Origin of the sequence: Amphritea atlantica (assembly GCF_900111095.1) — a bacterium.
GTDB lineage: Bacteria > Pseudomonadota > Gammaproteobacteria > Pseudomonadales > Balneatricaceae > Amphritea > Amphritea atlantica.
Genome location: NZ_FOGB01000002.1, coordinates 1 through 18,370, shown reverse-complemented (window position 1 = coordinate 18,370; position 18,370 = coordinate 1). Strand labels below are relative to the sequence as shown.

The window sequence follows — 18,370 nt, the reverse complement described above, 5'->3', positions numbered from 1 at the left end:
AATAAAACTTTTACATCATTAAAAAAGGAGCCATAAAGGCTCCTTTTTTTGGTGTGGGTCTGATAACCCGGGAATAAAAGTCTGTATTACAGACCCAGTTCCTTCATTTTCTTCTCAACCAGAGTGGCTGGCAGTGGGATGTAACCATCCTTAACAACCACTTCCTGGCCTACTTTAGACAGAACCATCTTCAGGAACTCACGCTCCAGTGGTGCCAGATCCTGACCAGGCTTCTTGTTCACATAGATGTACAGAGCGCGTGCCAGAGGGTAAGAACCGTTCAGAGCGTTATCGGGAGTCGCTTCAACAAATGGAGTACCGGCTTTCTTGGTCAGTGGCAGAGCACGAACAGAAGAGGTCTTGTAACCGATACCTGAGTAACCGATACCGTTCAGGGAAGTAGAAACAGACTGCACTACAGATGCAGAACCTGGCTGCTCGTTTACGTTGTTGCGGTAGTCACCTTTACACAGCGCGTGCTTCTTGAAGTAACCGTAAGTACCGGATACAGAGTTACGGCCAAAGATCTGGAAGCCCTGAGATGCGATAGCACCGGTAGCACCTACATCACCCCAGGTGTTAACGTCGTCAGTCAGACCACATTTACGGGTAGAAGAGAAGATCGCGTCAACCTGAGGAATGGTCAGACCTTCGATGGCGTTATCTTTGTTTACGAAGACTGCCAGAGCGTCGATCGCAACCGGAATAGCGGTTGGCTTGTAACCATATTTCTTTTCAAACGCTTCCAGTTCCTTGTCCTTCATCTTACGGGACATAGGGCCGACGTTAGACGTTCCTTCGGTCAGCGCGGGAGGTGCAGTAGAAGAACCGGCTGCCTGAATCTGAACGTTAACGTTTGGATAGTTACGTTTGAACTCTTCAGCCCACATGGTCATCAGGTTAGCCAGGGTGTCTGAACCTACAGAAGAAAGGTTTCCAGAAACACCAGAAGCTTTTGAGTAAGTTGGCAGGTTTGGATCCAGCAGGTCAGCTGCAGAAGCAGTTAGGCAGGTTGCTGTCAGTGCAACAGCCGCAAAAATTTTCTTCATTGGTTTCATTACAAGCTCCACAGAGTCGGGTTTGAATACGCTTTTAAAACGATCAGTATTAAATCGATGAGAGGAATATAAGGGCTATTTGTGACAAACATGTGACATATTGAAAAGTTTTCTGCTGCCGGGTTTGCTGGACTCACTTATTTTAGCTAGACCTGAGTTGGGTATTTGGTAGTAAAATATACCCAGCAAATATAAATACTATGCGGGAACACACCTGATATGAATACCGATAAGACTCTCTTAAAGCCCGAAGGTGAACTAAGCCTTCGTTGTCCTGCGTCCGGGGCAGCCGCCAATATGTTTGGTGATGTTTATGGTGGCTGGGTTGCTTCTCAGGCGGTTCTGGCGGCAGAGATCCGGGCGGCGGAAGCGGCAGAGGGCCGGGTTGCCACTGTCTCTATCGGGGCGATGAGTTTTATGGCGCCGGTGCTGGAGGGGACTATTCTGAGCTTTTATACCCGCATTAAAGAGCAGGGCACCAGCTCACTGCGAATCAATGTTGAGATCTGGGGTTGCTGTCCTGACGGCCGGGATCTGCGCAAAGTATCAGAAACGGAGTGTGTTCAGGTGGCTATCGATGGCCATGGTCATATCCGGGCGCTGGACTTTGGGCACTAACGCCTCGTTAGCCAAAAAACCAGTATCCCACCACAATTGCACTGATAATCCCTGCCAGGTCTGCGGTCAGTCCGCAGGCCAGGGCATGGCGGGTATGACGTACACCCACTGAGCCAAAATAGACCGCCAGTACATAGAAGGTGGTTTCCGTTGACCCCTGAATAATCGCGGCCATTCGACCGGCAAATGAATCTACCCCATGGGTGTTGATCGCATCCAGCATCATGGCCCGGGCCCCGGAGCCACTGAGTGGCTTCATCAGTGCGGTGGGCAGAGCATCCACGAAACGGGTATCCACCCCCAGCAGCGAGATACCCTCCCGCAGCAGCCAGATAGCACCATCCATCACGCCGCTGGCGCGAAACACGCCGATTGCCACCAGCATCGCCAGCAGATAGGGGATAATCATAATAGCGACTGAAAATCCCTCTTTTGCCCCCTCGACAAAGGTTTCATAGATATTCACTCCTTTCAGGTGGGCGGCCCCGAGAAAGCAGATAATGGCACTGAAGATCATCAGATTGCCGATCAGTGATGATTGCTGCTGCAACTGATCAACGGTGAGCGTGGCGAAGTAGCCGAGAAAGGCCAGCAAGAGGGCAAAGAAGCCTCCCAGATAGAACAGAGTTACCCGCTCCCACAAACGGATCTTCTGTACCCAGGCGACCGCCAGCAAACCCGCCAGGGTAGAGCAGCAGGTGGCGATCAGGATGGGAATAAACACCGAGGTCGGATCAGGCGAGCCCTGTTGGGCACGGTAGAGAAACACGGTGATTGGGAACAGGGTAACCGAGGATGTATTCAGCACCAGGAACAGAATCTGAGCATTCGTGGCACGTGCTTTATCCGGGTTGAGCAGTTGCAGATCCTGCATCGCTTTTAACCCCAGTGGCGTTGCTGCATTATCCAGCCCGAGTATATTGGCGGACAGATTCATGGTCATTGAGCCGATCGCCGGGTGCCCTTTGGGTACCTCAGGCATCAGCCGGGTAAACAGTGGGCTGAGACCATTGGCCATCTTTTCCACCAGTCCAGCCGCTTCCGCCAGCTTCATAATGCCCAGCCAGAACGCCAGTGTGCCGATCAGCCCCAGCGCCAGCTCCACTGATAGCTTTGACATATCAAAAGTAGATTGCACCATCCGCTGAAAAACGTCGGCATCGCCGAGTGCCAGCCATTGATACAGGCCGCCGAGAAAGGCGAGCAGGAAAAATCCCAGCCAGATTCTGTGTAGCATTGCCTCTCCCTCTCAGGCCGCTTATAAACACTGTATCGGCAGCCGTACCGGTTATAACAGTGTCGGCTGACCCTAATGCTCAGGGCTATGCCGGTTGCAGGTTCGCATAACCGACCACCAGCCATTTACTCCCTTCGGAATCAAAGTTGACCTGCACCCGGGCTTTGGGGCCAGAGCCTTCATAATTCACCACAATACCATCACCGAAAATCTGGTGACTGACCCGTTGCCCCAGAATAATCTGTGTTTCAGGCACCTCAGCGTGGTCAAACATTGATGGGCGTTGTGGTTGCCGCGCAGTCACCGGGCGGCTGACACTGGCGTTGAGGCGCACCTCTTCAAGGCAGCTATCCGGTATTTCGCGGATAAAGCGGGAGGGGCGGTTAAAGGTTTCATTACCGTGCAGACGACGGGATTCTGCATAGGTGATAAACAGTTTCTGCATCGCCCGGGTGATTCCTACATAACAGAGCCGGCGCTCCTCTTCCAGGCGGCCACCCTCCTCAATTGACATCTTGTGGGGGAATAACCCCTCCTCCATACCGGCCAGAAACACCAGCGGGAACTCCAGTCCCTTCGCCGAGTGCAGGGTCATCAACTGTACCGAATCCTGATGTTCTTCAGCCTGAGCCTCGCCGGCATCCAGCGCCGCATCATCGAGAAATGCCGTCAGCGGCGTGCTGTTCTCATTGCCTTCCAGGTCGGGTTGCCAGGTTGACAGGTACTGGCGCGCTGCGCTGATCAGCTCTTCAAGGTTTTCCACCCGGGCCTGGGCTTTCTCTCCTTTCTCTTTGAGGTGGTGCTCGATCAGCCCCGACCGTTTAATGGCATGTTCGGTCAGTTCGTGCAGATCGGTACCTTCGGTTTCCTGTGCGATCTGCTCGACCAGGTCGATAAAGGCTTGCAAAGCATTTGCTGCCCGGGCGGTGAGTTTATTCAGCTCAATCACCTCGTTCGCCGCCCGCCACATGGATACCCCCTCGGTGCGGGCATGTAAACGCACCTCTTCGAGGGTTTTGCCACCAATACCCCGGGTGGGCACATTGATCACCCGCTCCATGGCGGTATCGTCCTCCCGGTTGTTGATCAGGCGCAGGTAAGCGAGGGCGTTTTTGATCTCCAGGCGGTCATAAAAGCGTTGTCCGCCGTAGATGCGGTAAGGCATTCCGGCACGGATCAGCGCCTCCTCTAATACCCGCGACTGGGCATTGGAGCGATACAGAATCGCTGTCTCGCTGCGCAGATTGCCTTTTCTGACCCAGCTATCTATCTGATCAACAATAAAGCGTGATTCGTCCTGTTCATTGAAGGCCGCGTAGAGGGATATCAGCTCGCCATCTGCCTGATCTGTGCGCAACTCTTTACCCAGACGTCCCTGATTGTTGCGGATGACATCATTAGCCGCCTGCAGAATGGTGTTGCTGGAACGGTAGTTCTGTTCCAGCTTAACCACCATTGTTTCATGGAAATCCTGATTGAAACGCTGGATATTTTCGATCTTGGCGCCGCGCCAGCCGTAGATAGACTGGTCATCATCCCCAACCGCCATCAGTTTTTCCGGCTTCGGCTTACGTGGGTCCATTGGCTGGCAGAGCAGCTTCAGCCAGGCATACTGGATGGAGTTGGTATCCTGAAACTCATCTACCAGAATATAGCGGAAACGTTCCTGGTAATGTTCCAGCAGTGTGGGGTTGTGGTCCCGCAGCAGCTCCAGGCAACGTAGCAGTAACTCACCAAAATCAACCATACCTCCGCGGTCACAGGCATCCTCATAGGCGGCATAAACATTCAGCATCACCTGAGCATTAGGATCGCCACCAGCCTCGATATGGCGGGCACGCAGCCCTTCATCCTTCTGGGCGTTGATATACCACTGAAATTGCCGGGCCGGCCAGCGACTGTCGTCCAGATTCATCTCTTTAGCCAGCCGCTTAATCAGCCGCAGCTGATCATCGGAATCCATGATCTGAAAGTTTTCCGTCAGGCCGGCATCGCGCCAGTGAGCCCGCAGAATACGGTGAGCCAGACCGTGAAAGGTGCCAACCCACATGCCGCTGGGGTTGAGTCCCATCAGCTCCTCTATCCGGCCGCGCATCTCTTTGGCGGCTTTATTGGTGAAGGTCACCGCCATAATTGAGTAGGGGGAGAGCCCCTCGGTCTGCACCAGCCAGGCGATCCGGTGTACCAGTACCCGGGTTTTACCGGAACCGGCACCCGCCAGCACCAGCATGTTACAGACCGGAGCGGAGACCGCTTCCCGCTGGGCTTCATTAAGGGAATCAAGGAGATGGGATACGTCCATAGGGCTTCTTCAGATAGCTGTATAAATATTCAGTGGAGATTATAACGGCCGGGGCGGTCGGAGGCCAGACAGATCTTAAAGAGCCGTTGCTCGTCGCTCGAACGTCACAAAGAGCGTGACTTGCTCGTGACTCGAAAGAGCCTGCTTTACATTTGTAGGAGCGGCTTCCAGCCGCGATCAATATTGGAATATTTCCATTCGCGGCGGGTACGCAGAGGGCATGCTAAAGCCGCTCCTGGAATCAAAATTGTTATATTGGTTGTGCAGTCCAGGTTAATACCACGAGCTAGGGTAACGCCGCAGGGGTCTTAATCCGCTGTAGCAATATCCGGCGGAACTCTTCCGGGTCTTTGATCTTCTGGGTGGAGTTGGGGTCCAGCGCCGGGATCAGTCGGGATAACCAGAAACGCATCGCTGCGGTTCTCACCAGTTGGGGCCAGGCGAGGTATTCGTTGTCGTCGAAGGGTCTGACTTCGCCATAGGCGGTGAGCAGTGCCTGTTCCCGTTGCGGGTCAATCGAGCCATCCGGATTAACGCACCAATCATTGGCGACAATCGCCAGATCATAGAGCAGATAACCGGTGCAGGCATTGTAGATATCCAGAATCGCGCTCAGCTGATCGCCCTCAAACAGAGCGTTATCATGGAACAGATCCCCATGAATTGCACCCTGCGGCAGGTTCCAGGGTTGCTCCCTGAGTTGTTCAAACAGGGTTACTTCTGTGCGTAACAGTTGCGCATCTTCATCACTGAGCTTGCTGGCAATCTGCTGCGATTCCCGGCGCCACCAGAACACGCCGCGATGGGCCTGACGCTGCATATAAAAATCGAGACCTGCCTGATGAAACTGCCCCAGCGCGGCGCCTATCTGGCGGCAATGTTCCGGTGTCAGTTTCTCAATATGGTTGCCGGACAGTCTGGATTGCAGCAGCGCCGGGCGGCCATGCAGTGCTTTCAGGGCGATGCCGTTGCGATCTTTGAACGGAAAGGGCACCGGGCAACCTCGCTCAGCTAGCCAGGTGGTCAGTTCAACAAAATAGGGCATCTCATCATGAGTCAGCTCTTCAAAGAGAGTAAGTACATACTCATGTTTCCCGGCCCCATCATTCAGGGTGACAAAATAGTTGGTGTTTTCGATGCCGCCGTCGATCCCTTTGAAATCAACCAGCTCTCCGAGATCGAAATCCTGTAACAGGGTTTTCAGATCGGTGTTACTCACATGTGTATATACAGCCATAAATACCGCTTATTTTTTACCAGCTGAAAAGAATCCATTTAGGCAACATCAGACTGGAGTCTTCAAATCGCTGAAACTCCCCCTCTTCGGTGGGTCGCAGATAGTAAGTTTTGCCGACCACCGGCTTAACTTTTATCTCTTTCAGTTTACCGTTTACCCGATACTCAAAGTAGGTGGCCTTTTCTCCGTGGCGTATGGTGACCACCGGTTCATTGTCATCAAACTCTGGTAACACATCGGCACTGGCTGTTGGCACCAGAGAGATTGAGCACAGCAGGGTAAGCAGGATTAAAAATTTTTTCATAACCACTCCGTGAACTGAGACGCCCCTTCTGTGTCGGAGGCTAATCTAATATGATGGTACTTCCGGGCACCAAACCCGATAACAATATCTCCTGACGGACAATGACTGCAATACCATGACCGCAAATACTTCTCCTATTATCTTAGTCGATGGATCCTCATACCTGTATCGGGCATTTTTTGCTGCTCAGCAGGCCGATATGCGCACCTCTGAGGGAGTTCCGACCGGTGCCGTGCGTCTGGTCACCAGTATGTTACGCAGCCTGATAAAACAGTATCCCCAAAGTCCGGTGGCGGTGGTGTTTGATGCCAAAGGGAAAACATTTCGTGATGAGATCTATCCGGACTATAAAGCTCAGCGTCCGCCGATGCCGGATGATCTGCGTACCCAGATTGAACCGATCCACAATATTGTCCGGGCGATGGGCTTTCCGCTGGTCTGTGTGGAGGGGGTTGAAGCGGATGATGTGATTGGCACTCTGGCCCGTGAAGCGAGCGAGAAGGGGCTGCATACGATTATCTCTACTGGCGATAAGGATATGGCGCAGTTGGTGGACCAGCATGTCACGCTGATTAACACTATGAATGATTCCCATATGGATATCGATGGGGTCAATGAGAAGTTTGGTATTCCCCCGGAGCTGATTATCGATTATCTGGCGCTGATGGGAGATAAGGTCGATAACATCCCCGGTGTGCCAGGAGTTGGCGAGAAAACGGCTCTGGCGTTGTTGCAGGGAATCGGCGGGATTAAAGAGCTCTATGAAAATCTCGATAAAATTGCCGATCTGGGGTTTCGCGGCGCAAAAACGATGGCCAAAAAGCTGGAAGATAACCGTGAAGCCGCTGAGTTGTCCTACCTGCTGGCAACAATTAAAACCGATCTTGATCTGGAGTGTGGTATCGAGGATATTCCGCTGCCGGTAGCCGATAATGAGCAGTTGCTGCGGCTGTTTCAGCAGTGTGAATTTCGCAGCTGGATCAGTGAGCTGGATGCAGAGGCTGCCGAGGGAGCCAAAGCGTTAGAGAATGAATCGCAGCTGCCGGATGAGATCGTTTATGAAACTATCCTTACTCAGGATGAGTTTGATCGCTGGCTTAAGGTGCTGGAGGCCGCAGACCTGTTTGCTTTTGATACTGAAACAGACAGTCTCAACTATATGGAAGCAAATCTGATTGGTCTGTCGTTTTCGGTGGAGCCTGGAAAAGCGGCTTACCTGCCGGTTGCTCATGATTATATGGGGGCCCCGGCGCAGCTGGATCGCAATGAAGTACTGGCTCAGCTGAAACCTTTACTGGAGAGTGTGTCGCATAAAAAGGTCGGTCAGCATATTAAGTATGATATGAATGTGCTGGCCCGTTACGGGATTACGCTCCAGGGCGTTGCCTTTGATACCATGCTCGAATCCTATGCCCTGAACTCCACCGCTTCGCGCCATAATATGGATGATCTGGCGGATTTCTATCTGGGGGTGAAAACGGTTAAGTTTGAAGAGATCGCCGGTAAAGGCAAAAAACAGCTGACCTTTAATCAGATCGAGATGGAACAGGCGGCCCCTTATGCTGCTGAAGATGCCGATATCACGCTGCGCCTGCATCAGGTGCTGAATACAAAGCTGCAGCAGGATCCGACACTGGAATCTGTCTTCTCCGATATTGAACTGCCCCTGATTCAGGTGCTGGCGCGCATGGAACAGCAGGGAGCGATGGTGGATGCGACGCAACTGGCGATCCAGAGCCGTGAGCATGGAGAGCGTCTGGTTGAGCTGGAGAAAAAAGCCCATGAGCTGGCGGGCGGGCCTTTCAACCTGGGGTCTCCTAAACAGCTGCAGGAGATTCTGTTCGAGCAACAGAAGCTGCCGGTGATCAAGAAAACCCCCAAAGGGGCCCCCTCAACCGCTGAAGAGGTGCTGCAGGAGCTGGCATTGGATTACCCATTGCCGAAGGTTATTATTGAACATCGCGGTCTGAGTAAGCTGAAGAGCACCTATACCGATAAGCTGCCGCAGATGATCAATCCTGCCAGCGGTCGGATTCATACCTCATACCATCAGGCGGTGACCGCCACCGGTCGGCTTTCCTCGTCGGATCCTAATTTGCAGAATATTCCGATCCGTTCCGCAGAGGGGCGGCGGATCCGGCAGGCGTTTGTTGCTCCACAGGGTTACAAACTGGTTGCGGCCGATTATTCTCAGATAGAGCTGCGGATCATGGCGCACCTGTCACAGGATAAAGGCTTATTGAATGCTTTCGCCCACGGGGAAGATGTTCATAAAGCCACCGCCGCCGAGGTGTTTGGTGTGGCGCTGGACAGCGTCACCTCTGAGCAGCGCCGCAGTGCTAAAGCGATCAACTTTGGTTTGATTTATGGCATGTCTGCTTTTGGTCTGGGAAAACAGTTGGGTATCGGCCGGAATGAGGCGCAAACCTATATCAACCACTACTTTGATACCTATCCCGGCGTGCAGCGCTATATGGATGATATCCGTGCACAGGCCGCAGAGAAGGGCTATGTGGAAACCCTGTTTGGCCGTCGTTTGTATCTGCCGGAGATTAAAGCCAGCAATGGCATGCGCCGCCAGGCGGCCGAGCGCACCGCGATCAATGCGCCGATGCAGGGTACCGCTGCCGATATTATTAAGAAGGCGATGGTGAAGGTGGATAGCTGGTTACAAAATAGTGATAGTGGTGCCCGCATGATTATGCAGGTACACGATGAACTGATTCTGGAGGTTCCAGAAGACAATGTTGAGTCAGTGTCAGACCAACTGGTCGAACTGATGCAGTCGGCTGCGGCGCTGGATGTGCCTCTGCTGGTGGAAGCGGGGGTTGGTAATAACTGGGATGAGGCTCACTGATACTAGTAAGCTGACAGTGTTGTGTCTGGTGAGCAGTACTGCAGCAGTGAACTTTTCTTCTGAGTGTCACTCTTAATAGTATGAGAGTTATATTCTTTGCCCTGTGTTAATCACTCAGGGCCAGAACCCATGCCTGGGTTGGCTCTCATCATCAATGAAGCATATGAAAACAAATATGCCTTAGTGCTCTCGAAATCAAATGGTTCCCCTCCTGATGATTCCGGGAGCTTTTTTATGGCGCTGGCTTTGGGCTGTTACGGGGCAATGGCTGATGGCTCCAATGATCCGCTGAGCGACTATTCAGCCGCGCTATCTTCCTCGAGCAACCAGCGATTGAGGTGCTCGCGCAGTTGTTCAACCCCCGTGGTTTTCAACGCGGAAAAGGTTTGCACTGTTAACAATGGGTTATTTTTCACATCCAACTGTTGCTTCATCTTCAGCAGCGCATTCTGTGCTGCGCCACGGTTCAGTTTATCCGCTTTGGTCAGCAGAATGTGCAAAGGCATGGCGGCCTCACTGCACCACTGAATCATCATCAGGTCGAACTCTTTCAGCGGGTGGCGAATATCTACCATCAATACAACTCCGCGAAGGCACTCCCTGTTTTGCAGGTAATCGTCCAGATGTTTCTGCCAGTGCTCCTTCATGGCGATAGGCACTTTGGCATAACCATAACCTGGCAGATCTACGATGCGCACGCCTTCAACGTTGGTATCGAAGAAGTTGATCAACTGAGTCCGGCCCGGGGTTTTACTGGTACGGGCCAGCTTTGCGTTGGTCAGTGTGTTGATCGCACTGGACTTGCCGGCATTGGAACGACCTGCAAACGCGACCTCTGCTCCGGTGTCTTCTGGACACTGGCTAAGCTTGCTTGCACTGGTGTTAAAACGTGTCAGATGGTACTGAATTTGGGGTAAAGACATATACTTTTTGCCTATCAGCCTGTAAATACAGACATTTATCGTTCCAGTTTGTATGGATATTAGGTTATAATTCGGCCGGAATTCTACCTGTGGCTGTAATATTACACCAGCCCGGGTGTTGGTCAGGTCGCCCTGTTTCAGTCTGATTAGCTTCAGAGTGTGGCAGAAACCGTTAGCAATCTATAGCAAGAGTCTGGGTTAGTCGATGAATAAACTACTGATCGCCATACTGGCAAGCGTGAGTATCATAAGTGTTGCACATGCGGCGGGAGATGCTGCTGCAGGACAGGGTAAAACCGCAATTTGCGGTGCTTGTCACGGAGCTGATGGCAACAGTGCTGTCGGAAACTTCCCTAAACTGGCAGGGCAGAATGAGAGCTACCTGCTGAAACAGTTGCAGGATATTAAAGCGGGTAATCGTACCGTTGTTGAAATGACCGGTCTGCTGACCAACCTGAATGATCAGGATCTGGCAGACATTGCGGCTTACTTCTCTTCCAAGACCGTTCAGATTGGCGCTGCTAAGGCTGATCTGGTTGCCGCTGGCGAGAAGATCTACCGTGCCGGTGTCGCATCTAAAGGTGTGGCTGCATGTACTGCCTGTCACGGTGCACAGGGCAAGGGCATTGAAACAGCCGGTTATCCGGCTCTGAGTGGTCAGCATTCTCAGTACGTTGAAACTCAGCTGAAGAACTTCCGTTCCGGAGCACGGGCTAACGATCCTCAGGCGATGATGAGTACTGTTGCTGCAAAACTGAGTGATCAGGAGATCCAGGCGGTTGCCAGCTATATCCAGGGTCTGAATTAAGATTCAGCTCTGAGTCAGGAAAGGCAGCGTAAGCTGCCTTTTTTATTGGCAAAAAGATTTGCGCCGGGGTTGAACTTGACGCATATTGGCCGGTCATAAGAGTTTGATTTTCTGAAAGGTTGGAGAGAGATATGTTTAGAAAACTCGCCATCGGGTTGCTACTGACCCTCACTGCGGTTATCGCACAGGCTGAGGAATATAAAGCCGGCGTGAATTATGACGTGATTGCCATGCCAGTTCCTACCGCCGACAAAACAAAAGTGGAGGTGGTAGAGGCTTTTGGCTATCTCTGTCCTCATTGCGCCCACTTTGAACCGCTGCTTCACAGCTGGGTAACGAAACTGCCTGCGGATGTGGATTTTTCACGGGTCCCGGTGGTTTTTTCCCGCTCCTGGGAGCCGCTGGCCCGGGCATATTACTCCTCTGAGATTCTGCATGACCTTGATAAAACCCATCAGGCTACTTTTGATGCACTACATAAAGAGCGGCGGCGGTTTAATAGCATGGACGATCTGGTGAACTACTATGCTGATCTGGGGGTTGATAAAGATAAGTTCACCAAAATGATTCAGTCTTTCGCGGTGAATATGCGAATGAATCAGGGCGCTTCAAAGTTGAAGGGTTATGGTATTCAAAGTGTGCCGACCCTGATCGTAAACGGAAAGTATCGGATTACCGCTGATAAGGCCGGAGGGCATGCCGGTATGCTTAAAGTGGCCGAGTATCTGATTGAGCAGGAGCGCAATGCGCAATAACTGTATATAGATCAAAAAAGCCGCATTTAGCGGCTTTTTTATTGCATATTGAGTAGGGATCAACGCAGAGGCTCTGGCTTGTCGGTTATAAAGTGACATAAAATTGGGCCTCACTATTTTTATAGATTGGCTCTTCACAGGTATGAGAGATGGATCAGGACGACTGGAAAGAACGTTATAAAGCGCTTTCAGAGGAACTGGATCAGCTGCAGTCTCAACTCAATGATCGACCTCTTCAGCATCTGATATTACAGATGGCAGTGGTGCTGGATGGACAATCTGAACGGCTTGACCGATCGTTAACCGTGCTGTGTGAACAGCTCAAAGCGGATAAAGCGGGTAATCCCGAGACCATCAATCAGGTTGAAAAGCAGCTCAGAGGGTTGGATCTCGAACAGCAGCAACATCGTAAAGAGCTGCTGCAGGGGCTGCAGAAATGGATCTATCAGCTGCGCCTGAATCTGACCACTGATCTTAGTAATCAGCGCTTAAGCGTCATTGAGGAGGCGATGACGCCCTTCTCGGGACACCCCAGCGAAGTTGCCACTCTGATTAATGATCTGGTTGCCCTCCAGGCGCCGCTTCTGACTGACGATTTTACCGGCGGACGGTCGCAGGGCATTCTTGCAGAACTCGGGCATGAAGATGAGGAGCTGTTACAAAAAATCGCTTCCGAACTGCTCAGTCTGATGTCGGGTCTGCGTATTCCGCAGGGTGAGATGTCTCTGGCGCGGGAGTTAATCAGCCGGATTGAACGGGGTATATCGCTGAGTTGCCTGCCTGGTATTATTCAGGATCTCGTTGGGTTGGTGTCCCGCCTGAGCGCCTACAATAGCGAAGACTTTGAAGATTATCTGTTAAACCTCACCGGGCAGTTGGCTGAAGTGCAGGCCTATGTTGAAGCAAGCCAGAAGGATGGGCTACTGAATGAAGAGACAGCGCTTCTGAGTAACGGTATCCATCATGATGTGCAGGCGATTCACCAGGCGATGCAGGACTCAAATGACCTCCAGCAGTTAAAAAGTAATGTCTCATCACAGCTGCAGAATATTGTGAAATCGGTGGATCTGTTTAAGCAGAAAGAGGAAAACCGGGAGCGGCGGTTGCATGAACGTTACCTGCAGCTCCAGGAGCGCCTTGAGCAGATGGAGGAGCAAACTCAGCAGATGAAAGTGCATATGGAAGTTGAACGCCATAAAGCGTTGACCGACTCGTTAACTTCTCTGCCCAACCGTGCCGGCTATGATAAACAGATCGCCGCAGAATTTGATCGCTGGAAACGTTATGGCCAATCTTTTTCCATTGCGGTAGCGGATCTTGATCTCTTTAAGCGAATTAATGATTCCTATGGCCATCAGGCGGGAGATAAGGTGTTACGTCTGGTGGCCAGTATTCTTACCCGGCAATGCCGCTCTACTGACTTTGTCTCCCGCTATGGTGGTGAAGAGTTTGTGCTTCTCATGCCAGGGACATCGGCGGAACAGGCACTCACAGCCGTTGATAAAATCCGTCATGCGGTAGAGGGCAGCCCGTTTAACTTCCATGGTGAGCCGGTCAGAATCACCCTGTCGCTTGGGGTCGCAGAAGTACAGGCGGATGACACTGTTGAGACGTTATTTGGCCGGGCTGATAAAGCGCTCTATACAGCAAAACGCCTGGGGCGAAATCGTATTGAGCTGGGTTAACCTTTTCGGCTTCGGTGTGATGCAGCCCTTTACCTTGAGTGCCGAAGTGGGCAATATGCCTGCCTCACTCCAGAACAACTGACCACGGAACATAACAGCGGTGCGACGTTTACTCCGAATTTTCAAGATTGCACGGGTTTTTGCCCGATACCGGCTTGATACCCTTTTTGAACAACTTAACCTGCGTTGGTATGCCCGTGTCCTATTAATGCTCATGCTATGGCGCTACGTGATTCCGGTGGGGGGGCGTTCACAGGGCCAGCGGCTTCGTTTAGCGCTGGAGGAGCTGGGGCCGGTATTTATTAAGTTTGGTCAGATGCTTTCCACCCGACGTGACCTGTTATCTGATGATCTCGCTCTGGAACTGAAAAAGCTACAGGATCAGGTGCCGCCTTTTGAGAGTGCCTATTCGCAGCAGTTGATTGAGCGGGCACTGGGTGCCCCGGTCGAAGAGTTTTTTGCCGAATTTAATGCAACGCCCATGGCGTCTGCTTCGGTTGCACAGGTGCATGAGGCGCTGTTGTACAACGGTGAAGAGGTGGTGGTGAAAGTGATCCGCCCCGGCATCGAAAAAACGATCCGTAAAGATATGGCCGTGCTCTATACCATTGCTCAACTGGTGCAGGCGTTATGGGTTGAAGGACGCAGACTGAAACCTGTTGAAGTGGTGGCAGACTATGAGAATACGATCTTTGATGAGCTTGATCTGCGTAAAGAGGCGGCAAACGGTTCCCAGATCCGGCGTAATTTTGAGAACTCTCCGATTCTCTATGTGCCTGAGATCTACTGGGATCTGACTCGCCAGAATGTGTTGGTCATGGAGCGGATTCATGGTATTCCGGTGGCTGACGTTGAGCAGCTTAAAGCCCAGAATACCGATATGAAGAAACTGGCAGAGCAGGGGGTGGAGATCTTCTTCACCCAGGTTTTTCGCGACAGTTTTTTTCATGCGGATATGCACCCGGGGAATATCTTTGTCTCCCGGGAAAACCCCTCTGCGCCACAATATATTGCCGTTGATTTCGGCATAGTGGGCTCTCTTTCGCCGGAAGATCAAAGCTATCTGGCGCGTAACTTCCTGGCATTTTTCCAGCGCAACTACCGTCAGGTTGCACAACTGCATATCGATTCTGGCTGGGTTCCGGCGGATACCAATGTCCAGGCATTTGAAACCGCTATCCGCAGTGTTTGCGAGCCAATCTTTGAAAAGCCGCTGAAAGATATCTCGTTCGGTATGGTGCTGATGGGATTGTTCCAGACCGCCCGGCGCTTCAACATGGAGGTCCAGCCACAGCTGGTACTGTTGCAGAAAACGCTGCTGAATATCGAAGGGCTGGGGCGTCAGTTATATCCGGAACTGGATCTGTGGGAAACCGGGCAGCCGTTTCTGGAACGCTGGATGAAAGAACGAATGGGCCCCAAAGCGGTCTACCGTTCTATGAAACAGCAAGCGCCTGACTGGCTGGATAAGATGCCTCACCTGCCGCAGATGGCTTACGATGCGCTGAATCAGCTCAAGAGCCTGGATGATTCCCGGCGGCGGGATATGCTGGCTCTGAGTGTGGCCCGGCATGAATTGCAACAGCAACGCAGTTATAAATGGCGCTGGGTCGGGTTGATCTGCCTGGTAGCCGCGGCGGGTTTCTCTCTGGATGATCCATTCTTTACCATCCGGGAGTTACCGGCAATAAGCTGGCTGCTGGGTACGGCTGGCGTGGTGCTATTGCTGCGTCACTGAACTGAAACAATAAACTATTACTCTTGCGCCTCCCGTGATACGGGGATAGTAGTGTTACAGAGTATCAGGTATTCTTGCCTGCTTAGATTTTGAAGATTATCAATATGTCTGAACAATGGTTACAACAGATCAAATGGAACAGTGATGGCCTTGTGCCGGCAATTGCCCAGGACCACCTCACCGGCAAAGTGCTGATGGTCGCGTGGATGAATCAAGAGGCGCTGGCGCTGACGGTGCAGGAAAACCGGGCTATTTATTGGTCCCGCTCACGTCAGAAACTATGGCGCAAAGGCGAGGAGTCTGGCCATGTTCAGCAGTTACATGATATCCGTCTTGACTGTGATGATGATGTGATTCTGCTCAGTGTTGAGCAATTAGGCGGTATCGCCTGCCATACAGGCCGTGAACACTGTTTTTTTAAAACCCTCAAAGAGGGAGAGTGGGTCGCAGTTGAACCCGTTTTGAAAGATCCCAATACGATTTACGACAAGTAAGGCCTTATATGAGTGATGTATTGACACAGTTGGGCGACATCCTGGAGCAGCGCAAAGAAGCGACAGCTGAGAAGTCCTATGTTGCCAGCCTGCATGCGAAGGGACTGAATAAGATCCTGGAAAAGATCGGCGAGGAAGCAACAGAAACCATTATTGCCGCTAAAGATGCCGAATCAACCGGTGATACCCAGGATCTCGTCTATGAAACGGCCGATCTGTGGTTTCATACTCTGGTGGCGCTGTCTCATCTGGGAGTACGCCCTGAGGCCGTTGTGAATGAACTCGCCAGTCGGTTTGCGATGTCAGGTCTGGAAGAGAAGGCGTCCAGGACAGAGCAAAAGTAGTTTTAATGCTGTTCCAGAGCAGAGATAAAACGAGTAATCTGGAACAACCAAACATAATTCAATCAACGAGCGGATAGGCTCCGCCCAAGTAGTTAATCGGAGAACAATAATATGTTAGGTGGTATTAGTCTGTGGCAGTTAGCTATTCTTTTGGTCATTGTCGTACTGCTGTTTGGCACCAAGAAACTGCGTAATCTCGGTGGCGATCTGGGCGGTGCAGTTAAGGGCTTTAAGAAAGCGATGAATGAAGATCCCAAAGAGGAAGAGAAAAAACTGGAAAATGATGCTGACTTTGCTGAAACAGATAAAACTGAAGCAAATAAGCAGGCTAAAGAAGAGCCAAAAGCTGATAAATAACCGACAGGTAGCCGCAGATGTTTGATATCGGTTTTGCTGAGCTACTGATAATCGCTGTTGTTGGGCTGGTGGTGCTTGGGCCAGAAAAGCTTCCGGTTGCAGTGCGCACTGTAGGTCTCTGGGTGAGTAAAGCAAAAAGGACGCTTAGCAGTATTCAGTCAGAGATCAGTGAAGAGCTTCGCCTGGATGAGATGAAGCGTCAGATTGTCATGAAGCAGGATGAGCTTGACCGTGAACTTGACGAGATGCGTCGCCCCTCCTCTGAAGGTACCGCCGCAACACAAGTACAACAAACGACTCACAGCACGGTTGTAGACGATAAATCGGAGCAGGCGGGACAAACCCAACAATCTGAAGTAAAGCCTGAACAGGAAAATACCAAGGCCGATGATAGACCCTAACCAGACCCACTCAGAGGATGATCAGGAGCAACCTATTGTCTCCCATCTGGTAGAACTGCGTAGTCGCCTGATGCGGGCTTTGCTGGCAATTCTTATTCTGTTCCTCTGTCTGTTCTACTTTGCCAATAACCTATACGAAATCGTTTCTGCACCGTTGACCGCGCTGTTGCCAGCAGGCACCAGTATGATCGCGACGGATGTTACATCGCCTTTTTTTGCCCCTTTCAAACTGACACTGGTGCTGGCAATTTTTCTGGCGATGCCGCTTATCCTGCATCAGGTTTGGGGCTTTATCTCGCCGGGTTTGTATCAGCATGAGAAGCGTTTGGCGGTACCGCTCCTTGCATCCAGTATTGTGCTGTTTTATTCCGGTATCGCGTTTGCGTATTTTGTTGTCTTTCCACTGATTTTCGGATTTTTTACCAGTGTCGGACCTGAAAATGTTGCGGTGATGACCGATATCAGCAGCTATCTGAACTTTGTATTGAAGATCTTTTTTGCATTCGGCGTCGTTTTCGAAATTCCAATTGCTACATTGCTACTGGTGTGGAGTGGCATAACCGATGTTGAAAGCCTGAGAGCAAAGCGGGCATACGTGATTGTTGGCTGCTTTGTGCTGGGCATGTTACTGACCCCCCCGGATGTGATCTCGCAAACCCTGTTAGCAGTACCGATGTGGTTGCTTTTTGAACTGGGTATCGTTTTAGCAGTGATCGTTAAGCGCAAAGCGCCAGCAGAGGATGAAGCGGCGGAGTAGATTCAGGAGCTAGACGCTTCGCTTAATCAGGAGCTAGACGCTTCGCTTGCTAGTGGCGAGAACGGAAACTGCGTTTCCTGCTAGAAAAAGCAACGAAAAACATAAAACCGCCGTCAGGCGGTTTTTATGTTTTTGGATTCTGTTTTGCGGACGCTCTTACGAAGCAGGTTGTCACCGACCGATAAAGAAGGCTCTGCTAACCACTAGCAAGCGAAGCGTCTAGCAGCGGCGCAGCCGCGTTCTAGCCACTTGCTGTTAAAAACTCCAATACTGTTCATCAAATTGAAACTTTTTTCGCATCCCCTGTTGACTCCTCTGCCCCAGAATGTAGAATGCGCTTCCTCGCTTGAGACAGCCACCGGAAACGGTCTCTGAAACAGGTGAGGCTGTTGAGTTTAACGCCTTGATAAATCAGTGTTTACACGGTTTTTCAGGTGGCGATAAACAAAACAGGAAGTGGATCAGGCGGTTTGAAAATTTAGTTAAAATTCTCAA

General features: G+C 51.5%; 17 protein-coding genes. 11 read left to right on the top strand and 6 right to left on the bottom strand.

All coding sequences use genetic code 11. From position 1 onward, the window contains the following. Positions 1 to 86: 86 nt before the first annotated feature. Positions 87 to 1,058 carry a PstS family phosphate ABC transporter substrate-binding protein gene (locus BMY09_RS03330; protein ID WP_091354022.1) on the bottom strand — a complete coding sequence of 324 codons (972 nt, stop codon included), beginning with the start codon at positions 1,056 to 1,058 and terminating at the stop codon, positions 87 to 89. Between the two features lie 219 nt (positions 1,059 to 1,277). On the opposite strand from BMY09_RS03330, the gene BMY09_RS03325 reads away from it, so the two are divergent. Then, positions 1,278 to 1,676: an acyl-CoA thioesterase gene (locus BMY09_RS03325; RefSeq protein ID WP_091354020.1), complete on the top strand. Its 399-nt coding sequence runs from the start codon at positions 1,278 to 1,280 to the stop codon at positions 1,674 to 1,676. A gap of 7 nt (positions 1,677 to 1,683) precedes the next feature. Here BMY09_RS03325 and BMY09_RS03320 read toward each other — a convergent pair whose 3' ends face one another. The 4 genes from BMY09_RS03320 to BMY09_RS03305 all read right to left on the bottom strand — a co-directional run bounded on the left by BMY09_RS03320 (position 1,684) and on the right by BMY09_RS03305 (position 6,756). Then, positions 1,684 to 2,913: a nucleoside recognition domain-containing protein gene (locus BMY09_RS03320; protein ID WP_091354019.1), complete on the bottom strand. Its 1,230-nt coding sequence runs from the start codon at positions 2,911 to 2,913 to the stop codon at positions 1,684 to 1,686. A gap of 85 nt (positions 2,914 to 2,998) precedes the next feature. Then, positions 2,999 to 5,215 carry a DNA helicase II gene (gene uvrD / locus BMY09_RS03315; RefSeq protein ID WP_091354017.1) on the bottom strand — a complete coding sequence of 739 codons (2,217 nt, stop codon included), beginning with the start codon at positions 5,213 to 5,215 and terminating at the stop codon, positions 2,999 to 3,001. 286 nt (positions 5,216 to 5,501) lie between these two features. Next, complete coding sequence (locus BMY09_RS03310; protein ID WP_091354014.1) at positions 5,502 to 6,452, bottom strand: homoserine kinase; 951 nt, start codon at positions 6,450 to 6,452, stop codon at positions 5,502 to 5,504. A 16-nt stretch (positions 6,453 to 6,468) separates the two neighbouring features. Then, the gene (locus BMY09_RS03305) at positions 6,469 to 6,756 is read right to left on the bottom strand and encodes a DUF2782 domain-containing protein (protein WP_091354011.1); all 288 of its coding nucleotides are present in this window, start codon (positions 6,754 to 6,756) and stop codon (positions 6,469 to 6,471) included. Positions 6,757 to 6,871: 115 nt separating this feature from the next. Here BMY09_RS03305 and polA point away from each other — a divergent pair, with 115 nt between their 5' ends. After that, positions 6,872 to 9,613, top strand: a complete 2,742-nt coding sequence (gene polA / locus BMY09_RS03300; protein WP_091354008.1) for a DNA polymerase I — start codon at positions 6,872 to 6,874, stop codon at positions 9,611 to 9,613. A gap of 296 nt (positions 9,614 to 9,909) precedes the next feature. On the opposite strand, the gene yihA is transcribed toward polA, so the two are convergent. Next, a complete protein-coding gene (gene yihA, locus BMY09_RS03295) occupies positions 9,910 to 10,536 on the bottom strand; it encodes a ribosome biogenesis GTP-binding protein YihA/YsxC (RefSeq protein ID WP_091354004.1) in 627 nt (208 codons plus the stop codon). Positions 10,537 to 10,741: 205 nt separating this feature from the next. Between yihA and BMY09_RS03290 the strand changes: the two genes are divergently transcribed. From BMY09_RS03290 to tatC, 9 genes are all read left to right on the top strand, one after another. Continuing rightward, the gene (locus BMY09_RS03290) at positions 10,742 to 11,344 is read left to right on the top strand and encodes a c-type cytochrome (RefSeq protein WP_091354001.1); all 603 of its coding nucleotides are present in this window, start codon (positions 10,742 to 10,744) and stop codon (positions 11,342 to 11,344) included. A gap of 131 nt (positions 11,345 to 11,475) precedes the next feature. Then, positions 11,476 to 12,099, top strand: coding sequence for a thiol:disulfide interchange protein DsbA/DsbL (locus BMY09_RS03285; protein ID WP_091353998.1), 624 nt, complete (start codon positions 11,476 to 11,478; stop codon positions 12,097 to 12,099). Between the two features lie 149 nt (positions 12,100 to 12,248). Beyond that, complete coding sequence (locus BMY09_RS03280) at positions 12,249 to 13,784, top strand: GGDEF domain-containing protein (RefSeq protein WP_091353994.1); 1,536 nt, start codon at positions 12,249 to 12,251, stop codon at positions 13,782 to 13,784. Between the two features lie 100 nt (positions 13,785 to 13,884). After that, on the top strand, positions 13,885 to 15,522 hold the full coding sequence (gene ubiB / locus BMY09_RS03275) for a ubiquinone biosynthesis regulatory protein kinase UbiB (protein WP_091353992.1): 1,638 nt from the start codon (positions 13,885 to 13,887) through the stop codon (positions 15,520 to 15,522). A gap of 104 nt (positions 15,523 to 15,626) precedes the next feature. After that, positions 15,627 to 16,016 carry a phosphoribosyl-AMP cyclohydrolase gene (hisI, locus tag BMY09_RS03270; protein ID WP_091353989.1) on the top strand — a complete coding sequence of 130 codons (390 nt, stop codon included), beginning with the start codon at positions 15,627 to 15,629 and terminating at the stop codon, positions 16,014 to 16,016. A gap of 8 nt (positions 16,017 to 16,024) precedes the next feature. Continuing rightward, entirely contained in the window at positions 16,025 to 16,360 is a 336-nt protein-coding gene (locus BMY09_RS03265) for a phosphoribosyl-ATP diphosphatase (RefSeq protein ID WP_091353986.1), read from the top strand. Positions 16,361 to 16,471: 111 nt separating this feature from the next. Continuing rightward, a complete protein-coding gene (tatA, locus tag BMY09_RS03260) occupies positions 16,472 to 16,717 on the top strand; it encodes a Sec-independent protein translocase subunit TatA (RefSeq protein WP_091353983.1) in 246 nt (81 codons plus the stop codon). Positions 16,718 to 16,734: 17 nt separating this feature from the next. Continuing rightward, entirely contained in the window at positions 16,735 to 17,118 is a 384-nt protein-coding gene (tatB, locus tag BMY09_RS03255; protein WP_091353981.1) for a Sec-independent protein translocase protein TatB, read from the top strand. Further along, entirely contained in the window at positions 17,105 to 17,875 is a 771-nt protein-coding gene (gene tatC, locus BMY09_RS03250) for a twin-arginine translocase subunit TatC (protein WP_091353978.1), read from the top strand. Before tatB ends, tatC begins: the two co-directional genes overlap by 14 nt. Positions 17,876 to 18,370: the final 495 nt, after the last annotated feature.